Below are 18,255 nucleotides of genomic sequence, written 5' to 3' on the forward strand. Positions count from 1 at the left end.
CCCGGGTTTAAGCAGGTAGCGGCAGGCCCTGACCCGCCATCATGTCACGAAGGCCTGCTTCAATTTCCTGCGGGCGGGCACAGGCCGCCGTTTCTAGCGCTTTGGAAATCGAAGGCGAGGCCTCGCCCCCTGTCACACGTCGGATCGGCTGATCCAGATAGTCGAAGATCCGGCGTTGCAGTTCATCCGCCAGCATCGCGCCGTAAGAGGTCCCGAGCGCCCCCTGTTCGACGATCAGCACATTATTGGTCTTGCGCACCGAAGTCGTGATCGTATCCCAGTCAAGTCCCGCACGATCTAGCGAGCGCAGATCGATGATCTCGGCATCTACGCCCAGGACTTCGACGACCTGTCGGGTTTTCTCGACCATCGCCAGATAGGTCAGGATGGTGATCTTCGATCCCGGGCGGACGATGCGCGCCTTGCCGAAGGGTATGCAGTAATCGAGATCGTCGACCGGGGCCGCGCCCTTGGAATTGTAAAGATCGACATGTTCGATCACCAGAACCGGATCATTGCAGCGCAGAGCCGAGTTCATCAGTCCGACATAATCATAGGGAGTCGAGGGCGCGACGATACGCCAGCCCGGGGAGGTGGCGAAAATCCCCGCCGGATCCATCGAATGCTGCGATCCATACCCCGTACCCATCGCGACCTTGGTGCGCAGCACCAGCGGCATCGGGCCTTCGCCCCCGAACATGTGGCGGAACTTGCCGATCTGGTTGAAGACCTGATCCGCCGCAACCCACATGAAATCGGGATACATGAATTCGATCACCGGACGGACGCGGCCATCGGCGGCCATGCCAGCGGCCACGCCGGTAAAGGCATTTTCGGCAATCGGCGTACCAAGGCAGCGATCAGGGTATTTTTGTGATAGCCCCCGTGTCGCGCCGTTGGTGCCGCCCTTCAGTCGGTGGACATCCTCGCCCATCACCACGATTTCGGGATCGGTGCTCATCCGGCGGTCCATTACATCAGCAACTGTATCGATGAACTTGGCGTTGCCTTCAAGCTTGCCGGTGAAATCGGCCTGTTCGATATAGGTCGCACCCGCCATTTCCGACAGATCACCGCGCAGCCCGTAATCGACAAAGCTTTCTTCGGGCCAAAGTGCGGGGATAATCCGCTTCTTGCCATCGACGGTTTCAATGAGCTCGTCGGTCACCTCGTTCATCAGGGTCTGGCAGCGCTGACGCAGGGCCTCGAGTGCGTCGGAGCCAATGATCTGGCGTTCCTGTAGCGTTTTGGACAGCGCGTCGATCGGATCACGGTCGCGCCATTCCTGTTCCTCTTCCTTGCTGCGATAGCCGAAGGCCGATCCAGGCAGGGCGCCGTTCTGGTGAAAATAGCGGTAGACATCGGCCTCAATGATGGTCGGACCCTCGCCCGCACGCATGATCCGGTTAGCCTCTTCCGCCGCCAGATAGACCGAAAGCGCATCCATCCCGTCAACCTTGAACGAGGGAATGCCGAACGCGAGCCCACGCGCCGAAAGCCGAGGCTCGGCCGTAACCTCCTCGACATGGGTCGAGACGGCATAGCGATTGTTTTCAATGAAGAAACAGATCGGCAGCTTCCATGCGGCGGCAAGGTTCATGGTTTCCAGAACCGAGCCGATGTTGGTCGCGCCATCGCCGAAATAGGTATAGACGACATTCCCAGTGCCTGCCTTTCGATGTGCCCAGGCAGCCCCCGCCGCCATCGGCACTCCACCACCCACGATGGCATTGGTACCAAGGTTACCGCTTTCCGCCCAACGCAGGTGCATCGAGCCGCCTCGACCCTTGCAGAAGCCTTGCGCAAGACCAAGAATCTCAGCCAGCGTCTTTTTCGAAAGATCGCGGATCTGCTCATCAAAAGGCTGTTCGGGGTCGATGCCTGCCTGTGCCACATAGGACAACGCCTTGGCAAGGAACTGGTGGTGCGCGCGGTGCGAGCCATTAACCTGATCGGTCGGACGCATGGCCAGCGCAGACCCCACCGCACCGCCTTCTTGCCCCACAGCCGAGTGGGCGGGGCCATGGATCAGCCCCTGAGCTGCAAGTTCAAGAACCTTTTCCTCAAAAACACGGATCAGGCTCATTTGCGCCAACATGGTTAGCCCGGTTTTTGGGTCAAGCGCGGTACGGTCGGCCTCGGTCGCGCGAATCTCGCGCCAGGGGGCCAGGGGCGTTAGGTCGAAAAAGCTCGGCATGGAAATGCTCCGGGAGAAGGATGGTCAGGCGGCGAGGAAGCCGCCGTCGACGGGCAAGATGGTTCCGGTGATGAAGCTCGCCATCTCGGACGCGAGGAAGATCACCGGATCAACGATTTCACGGGTTTCGCCGATGCGTTTCATCAGCGCGCGGTTCAGGAACCAGTCGGCACCACCCGGACGGTTCAGCTGGGCCACCGCCATTTCGGACATCATGATGCCCGGGGCCACCGCATTGACGCGGATCCCGTACGGGGCAAGATCGCGCGCCATCACCTGTGTCAGCGAGCGTACAGCCCCTTTTGATACGACATATCCCGTGGTGGACCCACCCGCGACAAACCCCGCGACCGAGCATAGATTCACCACGCAGCCCCGGCGCGCCTTCAGCGCAGGAACGAGCGCTTGAGACATGTTGAAGGTGCCAACAAGGTTCACATCGATGACACGGTCGAAGATTTCGATCACGGCCGGGTCATCGAAAGACGCACGGCCCGCGATGCCCGCGTTGTTGACCAGCACATCCAGGCCGCCCGCCGAAGCCAGCCCTTCGGCCAGCCCCGCCACGGCAGCGCGGTCGGTCACATCCAGTGCCACGGCCCGGACCTTCAGCCCTTTGGCGTGAAAGGCACCGGCGGTTTCAGATAGAGCTTCGGCATTCATATCTGCCACGATGACCTCGGCCCCAGCTTCAGCCAAGCCGCAGGCGATGGCCGCGCCGAGACCACGTCCCGCCCCAGTCACCAATGCAATTTTGTTTTCGAGCAATGCTGCCATATTCGTCTCCTGCCGGGGATTCCGCGGCGAAAGGATTGCGGTCGTCAGACCATGTAGATGCCGCCGTTCACCTGAATGGTTTCGCCGGTGATAAAGCTTGCGGCGCCAGAACACAGGAAGGCGATCACGGATGCGATTTCGCTGGGCTTGCCAAAGCGCCCAAGTGGGGTTTGCGTGATGGATTCATCGCCTCGCGCCGCTAACAGGGATTGAGTCATCGGCGTCTCTATAATGCCAGGCGCTACTGCATTGACCCGCACGTTAGGCGCAAGCTCGCGCGCCAGCGCCCGGGTCAGCGATACCAACGCCCCTTTGGTCGCGCCGTAATGGGCATTGGAAAAGGCCCCGCGATAGGCCGCAACCGAGGTCAGGTTCACGATGCTTGACCCCACGCCCAGATGCGGAGCGGCACGACGCAACAGGTAAAAAACGCTGTCAAGATTGATCGACATAGTGCGGCGCCACTGGTCGTCGGTCATCTGTAGGAAGGGCTCGGCCAGATAGATTCCGGCCGAGGGCACGACATAATCGATCTGCCCGAATTCGGCTATAGTACGGTCTACCAGCATCTGGGCCGAGGCCGGATCGTCCGCATCCATCGGCAGACAGATATTGCGCCCCGGACCGGGCAGGGTCGCCGCAAAGTCCAACAGTGGGGCCAAATCGCGGTCGGCCAGTACCATAGCGGCCCCAGCCGCCGCAAAGACCTTTGCAACTTCGCGGCCTATGCCACCGTTCGCGCCGCTCAGAAGAAGGATTTTGTTGCTGAAATCGAACATCATGGCCTGACCAGATCGGAACGATAGGCAGCGACATCGACGTAAGAGACGATTTCGAGGATGTGGCCTTCCGGATCACGCAGGAAGGACAGAAGGACGCCGTCGCGCACCTCGATCACCGGTTCCGCACTCAGCAGACCGCCCCCTGCGGCGCGCACCTGTTCAACCACCGTCTCAATGTCATCAACGATGAAGGTGATATAGGTCGCGCTTTGATGCGACAAGATCAGGCCCTCCACATCGACGCGCGGAGCAGGCGCCTCATCGGGGGCGATGAGCTTGATCCGCTCGCCCATCGGTGTCTGCAGGCGCAGGGCGGTATAGCCGCAACTGCTCAAGGCGGCGGCCGAGGCCTTGGGACCGGGCACATAGACCTCGGACACGAAGGTCAGTCCAAGGGCCGCCTCATAGAAGGCCCGCATCCTCGGCAAATCGCTGACGGTCAGGCCCACTTCCAAAGGTGCAGTCATCTTCATCTTGTGTCTCCGGGCCCGGTCAAACTGCGAGCCATTCTTCCATCACCGCCGTATTGGCGCTTAATTCTGCAGGGGTTCCCTCGAACACGATGCGGCCATGCCCCATCACCGCCACGCGGTCCGAGACCTTCAGCGCTATCACCAGCTTCTGTTCGACAAGAACCACCGACACACCCTTTCGGTTGATGTCGGTAATCATCTCGCCTACCTGCTGCACGATCATCGGGGCCAAACCTTCAGTCGGCTCGTCGATCAGCATGACAAGCGGGTTGCCAAGCAGGCTGCGGCACATGGTCAGCATCTGCTGCTCGCCGCCCGACAAGCTACCTGCCCGAGTGTTGCGGCGTTCCTTCAGACGCGGGAAATAGTCGAACATCTGTTCGGCGGTCCATTGCGCCGCGCCCACGACCCCCTTGTGAACCCCCATCTGCAGGTTTTCATCGACAGTCAGGTTGGTGAAGGTTTCGCGTTCTTCAGGGACATAAGCGATGCCAGCCCGGCAGATCGCATAGGGGCGCTGCCCGGCAAGATTGCGACCATTCAGAAGAACCTCGCCCTCCGTAGGGGTGACAAGACCCATCACTGTTTTCATCGTGGTCGATCGCCCCGAGCCGTTGCGGCCCAAAAGGCTTACAACCTCGCCCTGGTTCAGGCTGAAATCGACACCGTGCAGGATATGGCTTTTGCCGTAATGCGCATGAACGCCGCGAAGGGCTAGCAATTCGCTGTTAGCCATCGTCAGACCTCCTCACCCAAGTAGGCTTCCTTGACCCGGACACTGGTACGGATTTCCTGCGGCGTGCCAGTAGCGATGACTTCGCCGTAAACCAGAACGGTGATGCGGTCGGCCAGATTGAAGATCACATCCATATCGTGTTCGACGATCATCAGGGTCCTACCCTCGGTGATCTCACGGATCAGGCCCGTGGTGTAATCAGTCTCTTCATGCGACATGCCCGCCATCGGCTCGTCCAGAAGGATCACCTTGGGGTCAGAGGCCAACGTCATCCCGATTTCAAGCGAGCGCTGATCCGAATAGGGCATGTCGCCCGCCAATACCCGGGCCTTGCCGGTCAGCCGAATCTTTTCCAAAAGCTCGTCCACCTCGGCATTCACACGTCGCAAATGCGCAACCCGGCGCCAGATGTTGAACTGCAGTCCGTGGCGACGCATGACTGCTAGACGCAGGTTCTCGGTCACGCTGAGTCCCGGGAAGATATTCGTGATCTGGAATGACCGCGCCAGTCCGCGACGGTTCACCTGCGCGGGGTCCAGCCCGCCGATCTCGGCCCCGTCCAGCCGGATGCTGCCCGAAGTTGGCTTGTAATTCCCCGAAATCAGATGGAACAGTGTCGATTTCCCGGCCCCGTTCGGCCCAATCAGCGCATGGCGTTCGTTTTCAAAGATTTCGAGGTTAACATCATGTGTGACCTGTACGGCGCCAAAGGATTTACACAGGTTTTCCAGAGTAAGGATCGTGCTGCTCATGCCTTTACCTCCTGCTGAAGACGTGCCTCGCGGCGATTGATGCCGGTCACAAGACAAAGGCCCGCCACGATCAGCACAAGGGGTAGCGCCCAAGTCGCAAAGGCGAAGGGGCTCCAAGCGTGACCTGCGAATTCAACCGCAGGCCAGTTGCCCGCTTGACGGGCAGCCCGATAATCAGTGCTGAAGAAACGCTGGGTTAGCTCGATTGCGGTGACGAAACCGGCTGCGGCCACAAGGAGACCGATTATCCGGCCCACCAGGTGCAGCGGGTTGATCGCACCGCCCCCGCCCTTCAGCCGGGCGAATATCTCGCCCACGATGCCGCGCGGCAGATACATCATGACCAGCATGAAGATCACGCCCTGATACAAAAGCCAGCTGCGAGTCAGATCCGAGGTGACATGGCCGAAGAAGGTCATAGCCGCCGCCCCGATTGCTGGGCCGAAGAAGACTTTAGCCCCTCCGATAAAGGTATTTAACAACACGGCGGTAGAAACATGTGTTTCCAGAACCACATAGTTCGCGGCCTCAATGTTCAGGGCCTGCAACGACCCAGCGACTCCGGAAAAGGCGGCTGACAATGCGAAGACAAGCGTCGCCAGAACATGTGTGTTATAGCCCAGAAACTTCAACCGCTGCTTGTTCTCGCGCAGGCCCAGGGCCAGCCGTCCGAAGGGGGTAAAGGTGAACGCCCAAAGGAGACCGATACACAGAACCGACCATCCCAGCACCAGATAATAGATCTCGGTGGTCGAGCCAAAATCGAAGCCCCAAGCGGGCATGCGGAACGAAGATACGCCTGCCTCGCCCCCGAATATCTCCTTAAGATGCGGTGCAAGGGCATGCAACAGTTCGGCCAGCGCAAGTGTGATCATCGCGAAATAGGTGCCGCTGCGCTTGGTCGAGAAATACCCCGCACCCAGCCCCGCCAGCAAGCCGATAGCGGCCCCGGCCAGTGGCAGAAGTGGCGTCGGCAGCAAGCCAGCACCATTGAAGGCATTCATCGCATGGACGGTGGCAAAGGCCCCCAGCCCGAAATAGGCCGCATGACCAAAGGACAGCATCCCCGCCTGACCACAAAGCAGCGCAAAGGCCGTGGCAAACAAAGCGGCGATCAGCATCTGCACAGCGGCATTCAACATTGATTCCGACAGAAAGACCGGCAGCGCCATAAACAGCGCCAGCACAACCACGACGGCAAAAAGTTTCTGGATCATCAGATCATTCCTTCTCGCCGAGCAATCCGGACGGGCGGACCAGCAGGACCAGTAGCATCAGAAAGAACGGCAGCGTCGCGGCCAGGCTTGATATCTGCAGCGTCATCACGCCTCCAGCCTCGCGCGCCCAGTCACCCAGGCCGATGGGCTCAAGCATATCGGCCAGAGATAATCTGATCCCCACCGCCAGCGAATTCATCACGCCGATCAGCAGCGAGGCCAGCATGGCCCCACCCATCGAGCCAAGGCCGCCGACCACAACGACGACAAAGACCACAACGCCAAGTTCCAGCGCCATATTCGGATTGGTCGTGTAAAAAGCCCCTGCAATAGATCCGGCCAGGCCAGCCAGAAAGGCACCTATGCCGAAGATCCCCATAAAGACCACAGGCACATTATGGCCTAACGCCTCTACCATTCGGGGGCGATAGATAGCAGCGCGGACCACGATGCCGATGCGCGTCCGGGTCAGAAGCAGGAATAGCACCGCAAACATCAACAGCGCGACCATTCCCATGAACAGCCGGTAGAACGGATAATTCATGCCACCCAGCGTAAAGGCCGAAAAGCTCAGGCTGGCCGGCACACTGTAGTCGACAGGAAAGTTGCCGTAGAACATCTTGATGACTTCGGCGATTACCACTGACAGGCCAAAGGTCACCAGCAGCTCGTGGGCATGCCCGTGAGCATGGACCCGGCGCAGGATGAACCGTTCGACGCAGACACCAAGACCTGCGACTAGAAAGGGCGCAATGATAATTGCTAACCAGAAGCCCGTCACCGGTTGCAATGTATAGGCGAGATAAGCGCCGATCATGTAGAATGAGGCATGTGCGAAGTTCAGCACGCCCATCATGCCAAAAATCAGCGTAAGACCCGCCGAAACCATGAACAGCAGCAACCCGTAGATTGCCCCGTTGAGGAGGGCGAAGATGATCTGCTCCATGCGGTCACCTTTCGTTCAAACTGTAGGGAATTCCGAAGTTCGCCCCTGCCCCAACACTATTGGTTGGGGTATGGGACCGCATACTCGAAAGCTTCAGGCAAGCGGGGAAGGCACTTGCACGACCGGGCCTCAGCCCGGGCGTTTCATCTTGCAACTTGCCTGAACCGGGTCGGCGGAATCTGCACCCGAATACACTTTCAGCGGTTTGAAGCCGTATTCGGTCCCATCGACCTTGAACGCCGCCTCTTTCGAGACCTGCTGAATGATCATCGGCATTTCGGCCTGATGGTCAGCGGACCGGATGCTCAGCGTACCGGTGGGCGTTTCGATCTGGGTTTTTTCCATGGCCAGCACGATTTGATCGGCGGTGACCGGTTCGATGCCGGTTTCCAGCGTCTTCAATGCTGCGCCGAACAGCTGCATGCCGAAGACACCGTAAGGTTCGACATAGGCAGGATAATGTCCTGACTTCGCCTTGTAATCCTCGGCAAACACCTTACTCGACTCGTTCAGTTCGGGGTTATAGGGCGCGGACATGACATGCCCTTCAGCGACCGCACCGGCATTGCCGATATTGCCGGGCTGATCAAGGAATGACGTCCCAAATCGCACCTGCAGCTTAGCATCTGAGGTCGCCTTCATCAGCAGCAGCAGATCGTTCGACCAGTTCCCAGTCAGGACTGTATCTGCACCCGATTGCTGGATCTGGGCCACATAGGGTGAGAAGTCCTGAATCTTGTTCACGTCATGTAGGGTCTTGCCGACGACCGTATAGCCGACGGGTGCAGCATTGGCCTCCACGATCGATTGCACATCGACGCCCCAAGAGTAGTTCTGGTTGATCGAATAAACCTTGTCACCCATAAGTCCCAGCTCGCGCATTCCCTTGGTCAGGGTCTGGAAGCGGATCGTCGCGTTCGGACTGGTGCGGATGATGTGGAAGTGGCACTTCTCGCCTGTTAGCTCCAGCGCCTCGCCGCCAAGGTTGATGTAAAGGACTTCGCGGCCCTTGTTGCGCAGGTTGTATTTGCGCACATCTTCGGAAATCTGCCCCGCAACCGAGGATGATGACCCCTGCAGGATCACTCGCGCGCCATCGGCAATCGCGGCCTTGACCCGGTCGGCTGCACCGACCGGCCCGCCCTGGCTGTCATATTCCGCAAGCTCAATCTTTTCGCCGCGGAAACCACCGGCGGCATTAATCCTATCGATCTCATAAAGCACAGCGGTGCGGTATAGCAGACCGGTAGATGCCTGCGCCCCGGAAAGGGTCTCGACCAACGCGACCTTCAACGGCTCGGCCACTACCTCACCCGCGACCATTACCATAAAAGCCGAACAAAACAGTGCTGACTTAAACATTCATTCCTCCCTCAATCGTTCCTCCAAACTGGTAGGGACAATTATTTCAACTGGCATTACCAGTCAAGACATTGTTGCCAAAAAAAAGAAAAAGCCACACCGTCAAGACAAGAATATTATTGCAATACATAGCCTTATATGGAGACAATAGAAAAGATTTGGTATTACCAGACTTGCATATGGGCCAGCGAATCGGCCACAGTAGATTGAACCCGTCATTGAACTGACATGAGGATTACCGCCGAATGGGAAAACAGCTCACCGAAGAAATAGCGGCAGAGCTCAGCCACCGCATCCACAGCGGCGAGTTCGGCCCCGGCCAACGCCTGCCCAGCGAAAGGGAATTAAGCGCGTATTACGCTGTGTCGCGCCCAGTTGTACGCGAGGCTTTGTCGCATCTGAAATCGGGGGGGCTGGTCGAAGCGCGGGCCGGATCTGGGGTTTTTGTGACAGCGGATCGCGAATCGCGCTTTTTTCGCATGCCGGAAATTGATCTCGATGAAGCGGAATCACTGGCCCAAGTTATGGAGTTGCTTCTCGCCGTCGAGGTCGCAGCAACCCGCAGCGCCGCACAGCACAGAACTGATGCAGATCTTAAGTTAATTCGACGAGAGCTCATAGGCCTCGAGTATGCGATCGCCAGCGACCGTCTCGGGGATGACGAAGACTTCGCTTTTCATCGGGCCATCGTCGCCGCTACCCACAACCCCCACTTCATCTCCCTGTCACAGCACCTTGAGGCCGGAGCAAGAAGTGTGATCAGACGAGCTCGCTCCAACACGCGAGCAAACTTGCCGATTGAGCTCGACGCCGTTCAGGCAGAACATCAGGCGATTTACCAAGCTATCGCCGATGCAGATCCTGCTGCTGCGGCTGCCGCTGCGGCACGCCATTTGGAAAATGCCAGTGAGCGAGCAAAGCTATATCGCCGAAATTCTGCGGTCAGTAATAAGGATCAGCTGAATGGCAACGGGTCGAAGGATAGGACCTGACGTCACCCGGCCACTTTCGCGTTATGCCGTTTACCAGGCCAAGTGAACGGAAGTTTCTTTCTTCTCGCAACGTAAAGCGGCATGTTTGAACCGTTTGGTCGGTAAGGTGTTGATTGCCGGGGGTGCGGACGAAAATTTGGACTGGTTTTACGTTACAATGCCAAGACTGTTTCGATTTTCGATTGGGCTTCGTGCGCCAAGTGACATTTTGATCCGCTTCTCGTTGTACCATCGAATGTAGCCATCGACTTCCTTGATAAACTGCTCGAGTGTGGTGCTCTTCCAATCGCTGGGATAAAAGTATTCTGTTTTCAGCCTTCCGAAGAAGCCTTCGCATGCAGCGCTATCTGGGGAACACGCCTTGCGGGACATTGCGTACACCAGCTTCGCATCACTGATCCTCGATAGCCAACCCGGCCAGCGATAGTGCGCACCCCGATCAGAATGCACTATTGGCCGTTTATCTGCGTCGCTCACAGTTTCGATGGCGGCATCGAGCATCGTGTTGACCAATTGCGCAGCTGGTCTCACTCCGATAGACCAGCTGATGACCAAACCATCGAAACAGTCGATGATGGGTGAGAGATACACCTTGCCAGCCGGGATATGGAATTCAGTGATATCAGTCAGCCATTTCTCATTCGGCGCTGTGGCCTTGAAGTCGCGATTAATAAGGTTCTCGGGTGCTGGACTGATTTCTCCGAGATAAGAGCGATATCGCCGCCGCTTTGGCGTGGCAACGATCAGGTTCTCCTGTTTCATCAAGCGCTGTACAACCTTCTCGGAGATTGTAACGGATTGTTTGGCTAATGACGCCTGTAGCCTGCGGTAGCCATAGCATCGACGGTTGGCTTCGAAGATTTCGGTGATGTTTTGACGAATAGTGAGGTACTTATCGCTCATCCTCATGCGGGTTCGATGGTAAAAATATGAGCTGCGCGCCAATTCCAACTGAGTAAGCAGATCAGGGAGTTGATAAAGATCTTTTAGGGCGTCAACCAACAGCGTTTTCTCCCGATTACTCAGAAGTTGCAGATCGACGCCCAGGTCTTTCCTAAGAAACACTCTTTGCATCTGGGATGGGATCAAGCTGATATCCCAAAGCTCGAGCACGGCGTTGTAGGCTTGCCAGAACCCGGCCGCGATGTCGCTCATCATATGCCTCTGCACCAGGATCACGATAAGCCATACCGAAGCGAAGGGCGTTGAAGAAGAGCACAGCGATCTTCCGTGCAGTCGCCGTCACTGCTTTCTGCTTGCCGATACGTCCTGCCAAACGTCGGTAAAACGCACCCAGTGCTGTATCGCTTCGGCCAATCATGGTAGCTGCCAACCGTATGAGTGCGGCTGCCCGACTCGATGATCGGCGCGTTCTCGACAAAAGAAATCTGCCGCCAGATATCTTGTTGCTCGGAGCCAGGCAAAGCCACGATGTAAAGTGTTTGGCTGTTGGCCATGCCCGCAAATCTGTGCCGCACTCACCAATCAACTTCAGAGCAAGTGATGCACCGAAGCCATGGATTTGTGTCAAGTCCGTTCCTACAAGGCCATATAATGCGGCCCGGACATCAAACGATGGCGTATTCGGCTGCTTCGTCTTTATTCTGATCTTAGGCAACGGCGATTGTGGCTTCTCGACATTACGCGTCATTGGGGCTATCGCCTGCTCGAGCTTGTGATCGCATTCGAGCATCTTTTGCTGATAAAAGTCGTACAGGTCCAACGATTGGGAAAGCGCAAAGATGTGTTCATCTTGATCATTCCCAACCAGGGATGCGCGTATCGTTTCGACCGAGGAGTGACAACGGATATCGCGCAAGGATGCCAGCACATCGGGGTCACGTTCGCCGGCAACGATTGCCCGGATGATCCTCATGCCTTTGACGCCGGTGATGTCTGACACGACATGGTGAAGCTTGTCCGACATCAACGCCTTTGAGACCAAACAGTGTTAATTGAGCAGAGAGGACTTTCGGCTCATCATAGCTCAATTAAAGGAAGCAAAGATGAGACAGAAACCCGTTCCGCAAACGTCTACCGCTGAGAAGACGATGAAGGATATACGGCGCGCGACGCGCAAGCATTATTCTGCAGAGGATAAAATCCGTATTGTGTTGGAAGGCCTGCGTGGCGAGGACAGCATTGCCGGGATTTGTCGCCGTGAGGGGATCGGCGAGAGCCTGTATTATAGCTGGTCGAAGGAGTTTCTCGAAGCTGGCAAGAAACGTGTCCGTCGTGGAATGATTTGAGACTTTTTGTGCTCTTGAAGATTGGAGTTTCCGGCTTGTTTTGCGGGTTGATTTAAGCTGCTTTGGCCTGGTGGTTTAAGCGGGGTTTTTTGATGGTGTCTCGTTTGATCCTTTCGCGTTCGATTAGGATGGTCTGTCCACGTCGGAAGTCAACGTCAGCCGGGGTGAGATTGTCGAGGCTCTCGTGGTATCTGCGATGATTGTAGTGATCGACGAAGGCTGCGATCTGGGCTTCGAGGTCCTGCTTGAAGAAGTAGTTTTCGAGCAGGATGCGGTTCTTGAGCGTCTGGTGCCAGCGTTCGATCTTGCCCTGCGTTTGCGGATGACCGGGAGCGCCATGGCCTTGGCTGATTTTGTATTTGTCCAGCCAGTCACCAAGGTCGGAAGCGACGTAACATGAAGCGTTGTCCGACAGCAGGCGGGGACGGTGTTCGACCTTGACCTTATCGCAGCCTGAAGTTGCCAGTGCCAGGTCGAGTGTATCGGTGACATCCTCGACTTTCATGCTGGTGCACAGTTTCCAGGCGATGATGTAGCGGGAATAGTCATCAAGGATGGTCGACAAATAAAACCAGCCCCAACCGACAACTTTCAGATAGGTGAAGTCGGTCTGCCACATTTTATTCGGCCGCGTGGTCTTGTCCTTGAACTCATCATTGGCCTTGATGACAATAGAGGCTGGTGACGTGATCAGGTCGTGGACCTTGAGCAGACGATAGACCAAAGCCTCTGATACAAAATAACTTTCCGTATCGGTGAACTTCACCGCCCGCTCTCGTGGTGACAGGTCGGCGTGGTCCAGCGCCATTTCGATGATGCGATCCCGGATGTCATCAGGAATGCGGTTCCATACCCGTGACGGTGCGGACGTCTGGTCTTCCAGCCCCTCGAAACCGTGGGTCTGGAAACGATCATACCATCGATAGAAGGTCGGTCTTGGAATGCCCAGCTTGTCGAGGAGGGGCCTAGCTGACAAATGCGACTGCTCCACAAGCCGGAAGATCCCAAGCTTTTCGGTGGCGGGATATCTCATTCGTCGTCGCCCCCATCCCCGATCATGCTTTTTTGAGCAGGCGGTTTTCCAGTATGACGTCGGCCAATGCCTCTTTCAGGTCACGGCTTTCACGACCCAGTGACCGAACCTCGTCACTGGTCGCCGAGCGGGCCGTATTGCCAGCAAGGAGTTTCTTGCCAGCTTCGAGAAACTCCTTCGGCCAGCTATAATACAGGCTCTCGCCGATCCCCTCACGGCGACAAATCCCGGCAATGCTGTCCTCGCCACGCAGGCCTTCCAACACAATACGGATTTTATCCTCTGCAGAATAATGCTTGCGCGTCGCGCGCCGTATATCCGGTAGACGTTTGCGGAACGGGTTTCTGTCTCATCTTTGCTTCCTTTAATTGAGCTATGATGAGCCGAAAGTCCTCTCTGCTCAATTAACCCGTTTGGTCTCAAAGGCGTTGATGTCGGACAGACGACGGCTTGGTCGGATACATTAATTATGACGATCAACTCTGGCATTTCACTCTAACTAGAGCATCATAAGTTAAGAGCCCCCTTCGCCACAAGGTGGAGGGGACTCCTAGAAAAGCTATACTTAATTTTAATGTAAAATTAATGAGTCAATATTGATGAAAGATCAAACAACGTGGCCTGCACTCCAGCCCGAAGACCACGCCCATTGAAAGTTATACCCGCCAAGCCATCCGGTGACATCCACGACTTCGCCGATAAAATAAAGGCCCGATACTTTGTTTGCTTCCATGGTTTTGGAATTTAGCTCTTTCGTGTCTACGCCACCAATAGTTACTTCCGCAGTGCGATAACCTTCAGAACCAGCAGGCTTGACCGTCCAATTATTTACCGCACTGTCAACCTGGCGCAGAATTTCATCCGACATATCGGCCAGTTTATCAGGAGCGGAAATATCGGCTGCAATAATTTGCGCGAGTTTTTTTGGAAGAAATGAAGCTAAAGCAGTCTGCAAAGCTTGTTTGCCGTTTTCTCTTCGCAGTATACGCAGTTTTTCAAGTACATTGACTTCCGGTGCCATGGACATGGCTATCTCGCTGCCTTCCCGCCAATAAGACGAGATCTGCAAGATAGCTGGCCCGCTTACGCCACGATGCGTAAACAACGCGGCCTCTGAAAACTGCGTTTTTCCGCAGTGCACCTTTGCATCGACCGCAACACCTGCCAATGGCTTCAGGCGTTCCAGAAGATGCGGTTCAAACGTCAAAGGCACCAAGCCGGGGCGCGTTTCGACAAGCTTTAGTCCGAAGCTTGAAGCAATTTCATAACCTAATCCTGTGGCGCCCATTTTTGGAATGGACTTACCACCGGTCGCAACAACGAGCGATTGCGCAATCGTGGTGCCGTGAGAATGGCGAACCACGAATCCCCTGTCCGTTTTGCTCACACTCTCAATGGAAGTTTGAAGCTGCAGATGAGCGCCGTTGATCTCCATCTCATTACGCAGCATTTTTATAATCTGGATGGCCGATCCATCGCAAAAAAGCTGACCAAGTGTCTTTTCATGAAACGAGATATCATAGCGTTTCACAAGGTTGATGAAGTCGGTTGGCGTATAGCGGCTTAATGCAGAAATGCAAAAATGCGGATTTTGAGAAATAAAGTTTTTAGGACTGGTGTGAATGTTCGTGAAGTTACACCTTCCACCGCCAGAGATTCTGATTTTATCGCCCGGTGTCTTTGAGTGATCAAGGACAAGAACCGAACGGCCACGCTTCGCAGCTTCGACAGCACACATCATGCCTGCCGCGCCCGCACCCAAAATCAAAACATCAACCGTGTCCAAAACCAAGCTCCAAAAAAGAAATTCGAAAATGCATTTCAAGAATTCATTGCTGTCACTGCATTTTGGGAATCGAGAGCGTTCGTATTCAACCTTTATCAGCTCCGGTCAATATCGCCTTAAGCGAGAATTGCTGTTGTGGCGTCCTTTGCAACGACAGGATCAGCAAGATGCAGACCCCGGTTTTCCTCCTTCGCTGCACCAACTCGAAGGGAATAATGGCCAATGCTGTGATCCAGTTTGATGAAACATTCGTATGATGCTTCATGAATGCAAATGTTTCCTTTGCCTCACAGACATGGCACAAGAAAGTAGAGCGCAATTTGCCGCTTCTGGCTTCTCCACATCTGAGCAAACGGGATTCAATACAGATGAATGAACGGACTGCTTCGGAAAATCAGCCCTCACTGGAGGAATTGATGCTGGCGGTCAGTTCCCGGCGCGACGTGGACGCATTCGAGGTGATTTTCAAGCATTTCGCACCACGGGTGAAGGCCTATATGGCTAAACTGTCTGCCGATACGCAAACAGCGGAAGAATTAATGCAAGAGACCATGATTACGGTCTGGAACAAGGCAGATCAGTTTGATTTTTCCAAAGGCGCCTTGTCGACCTGGATTTTCACCATCGCACGCAACCAGCGCGTTGACGCTTTACGACGAGCCCGACGCCCGGAGTTTGACCCAACCGATCCAGCCTTTGTGCCCGACGAGGAGCAACCAGCCGACATGAGGATCGTGGACCGGCAGTCCGCCAGCCAGTTGCGCGCGGCAATGGCTGATTTACCGAAAGAACAAAGCACTCTCCTGGAACTCGCTTATTTCGAGGAAAGCACACATAGTGCCATCGCAAAGAAGTTGAACCTTCCGATCGGCACGGTCAAATCTCGCCTGCGGCTGGCATTCAGCAAATTGCGCGCAGCGCTCGAACACTCGGGAGCGCGATGATGAATATCAAACATCATGTGAGCGACGAACTCCTCTCGAGCTATGCCGCCGGCACACTGGCCGAAGGCTGGAGCATTGCTGTCGCCACCCATCTTGCGCTGTGCCCGTCCTGCCGTTCCCGGCTCAAACAATTTGAGCAAATTGGCGGACAGCTTCTTGAAACGGTTGAACCCGGGACGATTGAAGCATCCACATGGGACAACTTCAAAGGCAGGCTTCAGAAAGCTCCGCCCTCACCCGCGCATTCGGCACCACGCACCGAAATAAAAATGCCTGCCGTGATACCGGAGCCACTGCGATCTTACGTCGGCGGCGATTTACCGGACCTGAAATGGAAATCGCTTGGTCGGGGCGCCTATCAAGTACCGATCAAAACGCGCGACGGCGAAACGCAGGTTCGCCTTTTGCGAATTCCCGCGGGGAAGCCGGTGCCCGAGCATGGGCATGGCGGTCGCGAACTGACATTGGTGCTAAGCGGCAGTTTCCATGATGGCACCGGACTGTTCGCGCGCGGCGATATTGAAGACGCGGATGCTGATCTTGTGCATCAGCCAATTGCCTCGCCTGATGGCGATTGTATCTGCCTTGCCGTGACTGATGCACCGCTAAAATTCCAGAGCTGGCTTATGCGACTCGTACAGCCATTGATTGGCATTTAGAGCGCACCCCGAAAAGTATGAAACGATTTTGGAATAAGAGACACAATAAAACAGAAGGCGGCAAATATGCCGCCTTCTGTTAGTTCAACACGACAATTGCCGCGTTCAACGCGGTCGCCAGCGACAGCCATATCAGATACGGCACGAATAGCAGCGCCGAGATACGATCTGGTTGCCATGCACGAATGATGAACAGTAGCACACAAAGCCAGACGCCGATGATCACGACAAGTCCCAGTATGGTCAAATGAGCGCCAAAGAAAATCGGCGACCACAGGAAGTTTAAAATCATCTGGCCAAACCAGGGACCGCGACGACTCCAACCGGAATCACTGATCCATGTCCGCCAGCCCGCAATCGCAATGAAGACATACAGGATCGTCCATATCGGAGCGAAAGCTGCATTGGGCGGGGTAAACCACGGCTTTTGAAGCGATGCATACCATTCACCCGGCGGGAACCCAATCCCGATTGCCATTCCCACCACGACAATAACGAATGCAAAGACAGCCAGAAGCCCCAATTTTTGCATGTCCTTACTCCAGTTTATCCGCTGATCCGCGATGTCACCCAATAGCCAATATAGGCAGAGGCAGCAGACAGAACAGTACCCCATATCATATCAGCGATCGTCAGCGCCCAAGACCAGTTTTTCAGTGTCGCCTGATTGGTGAGATCGTAGGTCGCATAGGCAATAAATCCTAGAAGCGCTCCATTAACAAGTGTAACAGAAGCGTTACCAGCAATAAGTCCGGGCTTTACCGCAAAGAACACCAGTCCAAACACAAAGATCACATAGAAAACGATAGCCGGTGCCAAACGAAACCCTGACAGCATCATATCGCCCATAATCGGACGATAAATCACGTTGGCCATATTGGAGAGCCAAACGGCATCAATAGCCAGAAAAGCAAGCGCCGTTGCGCCATAGGCTATGAGATAATCTTTCATCGATAACCAGCTTTCTTATTTAATTCGGGTCCAGCCCACACTCCGACACAGGATGCCAGCCAGAACACAGCCATTGGAAGTCATATGGTCACCATCAACCTTCACACTAATCTTGTAGTTAAGGTTGCGTTGCGGATCGAAAGCGGTGCCTGAATATAGGCCCTCAGAAGTTTTGTTGATGCTCATCACCAGCCGGTCTCCCGCTTTCTCTTTCGGTGTCCCGGGTTTGATCCAGGTATTGGTGGCGCAAATATCCTTGCCGCATCCGGCAATTTTTACCCGAGCCTTACCATCTCCCCTCGCCCAGTTTCCATTGATCTCTGCGGCGTGCACCGAGAGAGGAAACAAAACCGTCACCATGCCGATCACCACTATCCATTTCATCGATGCCTCCTCTGG

The 18,255-nt window shown here is 55.6% G+C and carries 18 protein-coding genes and 3 pseudogenes; 4 read left to right on the top strand and 17 right to left on the bottom strand.

The window, feature by feature from the left end; translation table 11 throughout:
* Nucleotides 1-7: 7 nt before the first annotated feature.
* The 9 genes from H5024_RS13220 to H5024_RS13260 form a co-directional block, all read right to left on the bottom strand.
* On the bottom strand, nucleotides 8-2,197 hold the full coding sequence (locus H5024_RS13220; RefSeq protein WP_187547564.1) for a dehydrogenase E1 component subunit alpha/beta: 2,190 nt from the start codon (nucleotides 2,195-2,197) through the stop codon (nucleotides 8-10).
* A 24-nt stretch (nucleotides 2,198-2,221) separates the two neighbouring features.
* Nucleotides 2,222-2,974: an SDR family oxidoreductase gene (locus H5024_RS13225; protein ID WP_187547566.1), complete on the bottom strand. Its 753-nt coding sequence runs from the start codon at nucleotides 2,972-2,974 to the stop codon at nucleotides 2,222-2,224.
* 44 nt (nucleotides 2,975-3,018) lie between these two features.
* On the bottom strand, nucleotides 3,019-3,756 hold the full coding sequence (locus H5024_RS13230; protein ID WP_187547569.1) for an SDR family NAD(P)-dependent oxidoreductase: 738 nt from the start codon (nucleotides 3,754-3,756) through the stop codon (nucleotides 3,019-3,021).
* Nucleotides 3,753-4,229 (bottom strand): VOC family protein, encoded by a 477-nt coding sequence (locus tag H5024_RS13235; RefSeq protein ID WP_247875287.1) that lies wholly within the window; start codon nucleotides 4,227-4,229, stop codon nucleotides 3,753-3,755. The genes H5024_RS13230 and H5024_RS13235 overlap by 4 nt, the downstream gene beginning before the upstream one ends.
* Before the next feature lie 19 nt (nucleotides 4,230-4,248).
* Nucleotides 4,249-4,965, bottom strand: coding sequence for an ABC transporter ATP-binding protein (locus H5024_RS13240; RefSeq protein ID WP_187547571.1), 717 nt, complete (start codon nucleotides 4,963-4,965; stop codon nucleotides 4,249-4,251).
* 2 nt (nucleotides 4,966-4,967) lie between these two features.
* The gene (locus H5024_RS13245) at nucleotides 4,968-5,717 is read right to left on the bottom strand and encodes an ABC transporter ATP-binding protein (RefSeq protein WP_187547573.1); all 750 of its coding nucleotides are present in this window, start codon (nucleotides 5,715-5,717) and stop codon (nucleotides 4,968-4,970) included.
* The gene (locus tag H5024_RS13250; protein ID WP_187547575.1) at nucleotides 5,714-6,934 is read right to left on the bottom strand and encodes a branched-chain amino acid ABC transporter permease; all 1,221 of its coding nucleotides are present in this window, start codon (nucleotides 6,932-6,934) and stop codon (nucleotides 5,714-5,716) included. The genes H5024_RS13245 and H5024_RS13250 overlap by 4 nt, the downstream gene beginning before the upstream one ends.
* Before the next feature lie 4 nt (nucleotides 6,935-6,938).
* Nucleotides 6,939-7,880 carry a branched-chain amino acid ABC transporter permease gene (locus H5024_RS13255; RefSeq protein ID WP_187547577.1) on the bottom strand — a complete coding sequence of 314 codons (942 nt, stop codon included), beginning with the start codon at nucleotides 7,878-7,880 and terminating at the stop codon, nucleotides 6,939-6,941.
* A 129-nt stretch (nucleotides 7,881-8,009) separates the two neighbouring features.
* Entirely contained in the window at nucleotides 8,010-9,242 is a 1,233-nt protein-coding gene (locus tag H5024_RS13260) for a branched-chain amino acid ABC transporter substrate-binding protein (protein WP_187547579.1), read from the bottom strand.
* Between the two features lie 245 nt (nucleotides 9,243-9,487).
* Between H5024_RS13260 and H5024_RS13265 the strand changes: the two genes are divergently transcribed.
* The gene (locus H5024_RS13265) at nucleotides 9,488-10,234 is read left to right on the top strand and encodes a FadR/GntR family transcriptional regulator (protein WP_187547582.1); all 747 of its coding nucleotides are present in this window, start codon (nucleotides 9,488-9,490) and stop codon (nucleotides 10,232-10,234) included.
* 147 nt (nucleotides 10,235-10,381) lie between these two features.
* On the opposite strand, the pseudogene H5024_RS13270 reads toward H5024_RS13265, so the two are convergent.
* Nucleotides 10,382-11,297: pseudogene (locus H5024_RS13270) on the bottom strand (IS3 family transposase); the annotation flags it as partial.
* 231 nt (nucleotides 11,298-11,528) lie between these two features.
* Nucleotides 11,529-12,161: pseudogene (locus tag H5024_RS21620) on the bottom strand (transposase); the annotation flags it as partial.
* A gap of 79 nt (nucleotides 12,162-12,240) precedes the next feature.
* Between H5024_RS21620 and H5024_RS13280 the strand changes: the two are divergent.
* Nucleotides 12,241-12,465 (top strand): annotated as a pseudogene (locus tag H5024_RS13280) (transposase); the annotation flags it as partial.
* 70 nt (nucleotides 12,466-12,535) lie between these two features.
* Here the strand turns inward: H5024_RS13280 and H5024_RS13285 are convergent.
* The 3 genes from H5024_RS13285 to H5024_RS13295 all read right to left on the bottom strand — a co-directional run bounded on the left by H5024_RS13285 (nucleotide 12,536) and on the right by H5024_RS13295 (nucleotide 15,567).
* Nucleotides 12,536-13,832 (bottom strand): IS3 family transposase gene (locus tag H5024_RS13285; protein ID WP_187548613.1). Its coding sequence is split into 2 segments (ribosomal slippage): nucleotides 12,536-13,550 and nucleotides 13,549-13,832, totalling 1,299 coding nucleotides; the frame shifts between segments, so codons are not numbered across the junction.
* Nucleotides 13,833-14,123: 291 nt separating this feature from the next.
* Entirely contained in the window at nucleotides 14,124-15,302 is a 1,179-nt protein-coding gene (locus H5024_RS13290) for an NAD(P)/FAD-dependent oxidoreductase (protein ID WP_187547584.1), read from the bottom strand.
* 85 nt (nucleotides 15,303-15,387) lie between these two features.
* Complete coding sequence (locus H5024_RS13295; protein WP_187547586.1) at nucleotides 15,388-15,567, bottom strand: hypothetical protein; 180 nt, start codon at nucleotides 15,565-15,567, stop codon at nucleotides 15,388-15,390.
* Between the two features lie 151 nt (nucleotides 15,568-15,718).
* Between H5024_RS13295 and H5024_RS13300 the strand changes: the two genes are divergently transcribed.
* Nucleotides 15,719-16,246 carry a sigma-70 family RNA polymerase sigma factor gene (locus H5024_RS13300; protein ID WP_247875288.1) on the top strand — a complete coding sequence of 176 codons (528 nt, stop codon included), beginning with the start codon at nucleotides 15,719-15,721 and terminating at the stop codon, nucleotides 16,244-16,246.
* On the top strand, nucleotides 16,246-16,905 hold the full coding sequence (locus tag H5024_RS13305) for a ChrR family anti-sigma-E factor (RefSeq protein WP_187548615.1): 660 nt from the start codon (nucleotides 16,246-16,248) through the stop codon (nucleotides 16,903-16,905). The genes H5024_RS13300 and H5024_RS13305 overlap by 1 nt, the downstream gene beginning before the upstream one ends.
* Before the next feature lie 79 nt (nucleotides 16,906-16,984).
* Here H5024_RS13305 and H5024_RS13310 read toward each other — a convergent pair whose 3' ends face one another.
* The 3 genes from H5024_RS13310 to H5024_RS13320 are packed head-to-tail and all read right to left on the bottom strand — an operon-like array spanning nucleotide 16,985 to nucleotide 18,240.
* Nucleotides 16,985-17,437: a TspO/MBR family protein gene (locus tag H5024_RS13310; RefSeq protein WP_187547588.1), complete on the bottom strand. Its 453-nt coding sequence runs from the start codon at nucleotides 17,435-17,437 to the stop codon at nucleotides 16,985-16,987.
* 14 nt (nucleotides 17,438-17,451) lie between these two features.
* The gene (locus H5024_RS13315; RefSeq protein ID WP_187547590.1) at nucleotides 17,452-17,856 is read right to left on the bottom strand and encodes a DUF2177 family protein; all 405 of its coding nucleotides are present in this window, start codon (nucleotides 17,854-17,856) and stop codon (nucleotides 17,452-17,454) included.
* A 15-nt stretch (nucleotides 17,857-17,871) separates the two neighbouring features.
* The gene (locus tag H5024_RS13320; RefSeq protein WP_187547592.1) at nucleotides 17,872-18,240 is read right to left on the bottom strand and encodes a DUF2147 domain-containing protein; all 369 of its coding nucleotides are present in this window, start codon (nucleotides 18,238-18,240) and stop codon (nucleotides 17,872-17,874) included.
* Between the last annotated feature and the right edge of the window lie 15 nt (nucleotides 18,241-18,255).

Origin of the sequence: Ochrobactrum sp. Marseille-Q0166, assembly GCF_014397025.1 — a bacterium.
Taxonomy (GTDB): domain Bacteria; phylum Pseudomonadota; class Alphaproteobacteria; order Rhizobiales; family Rhizobiaceae; genus Brucella.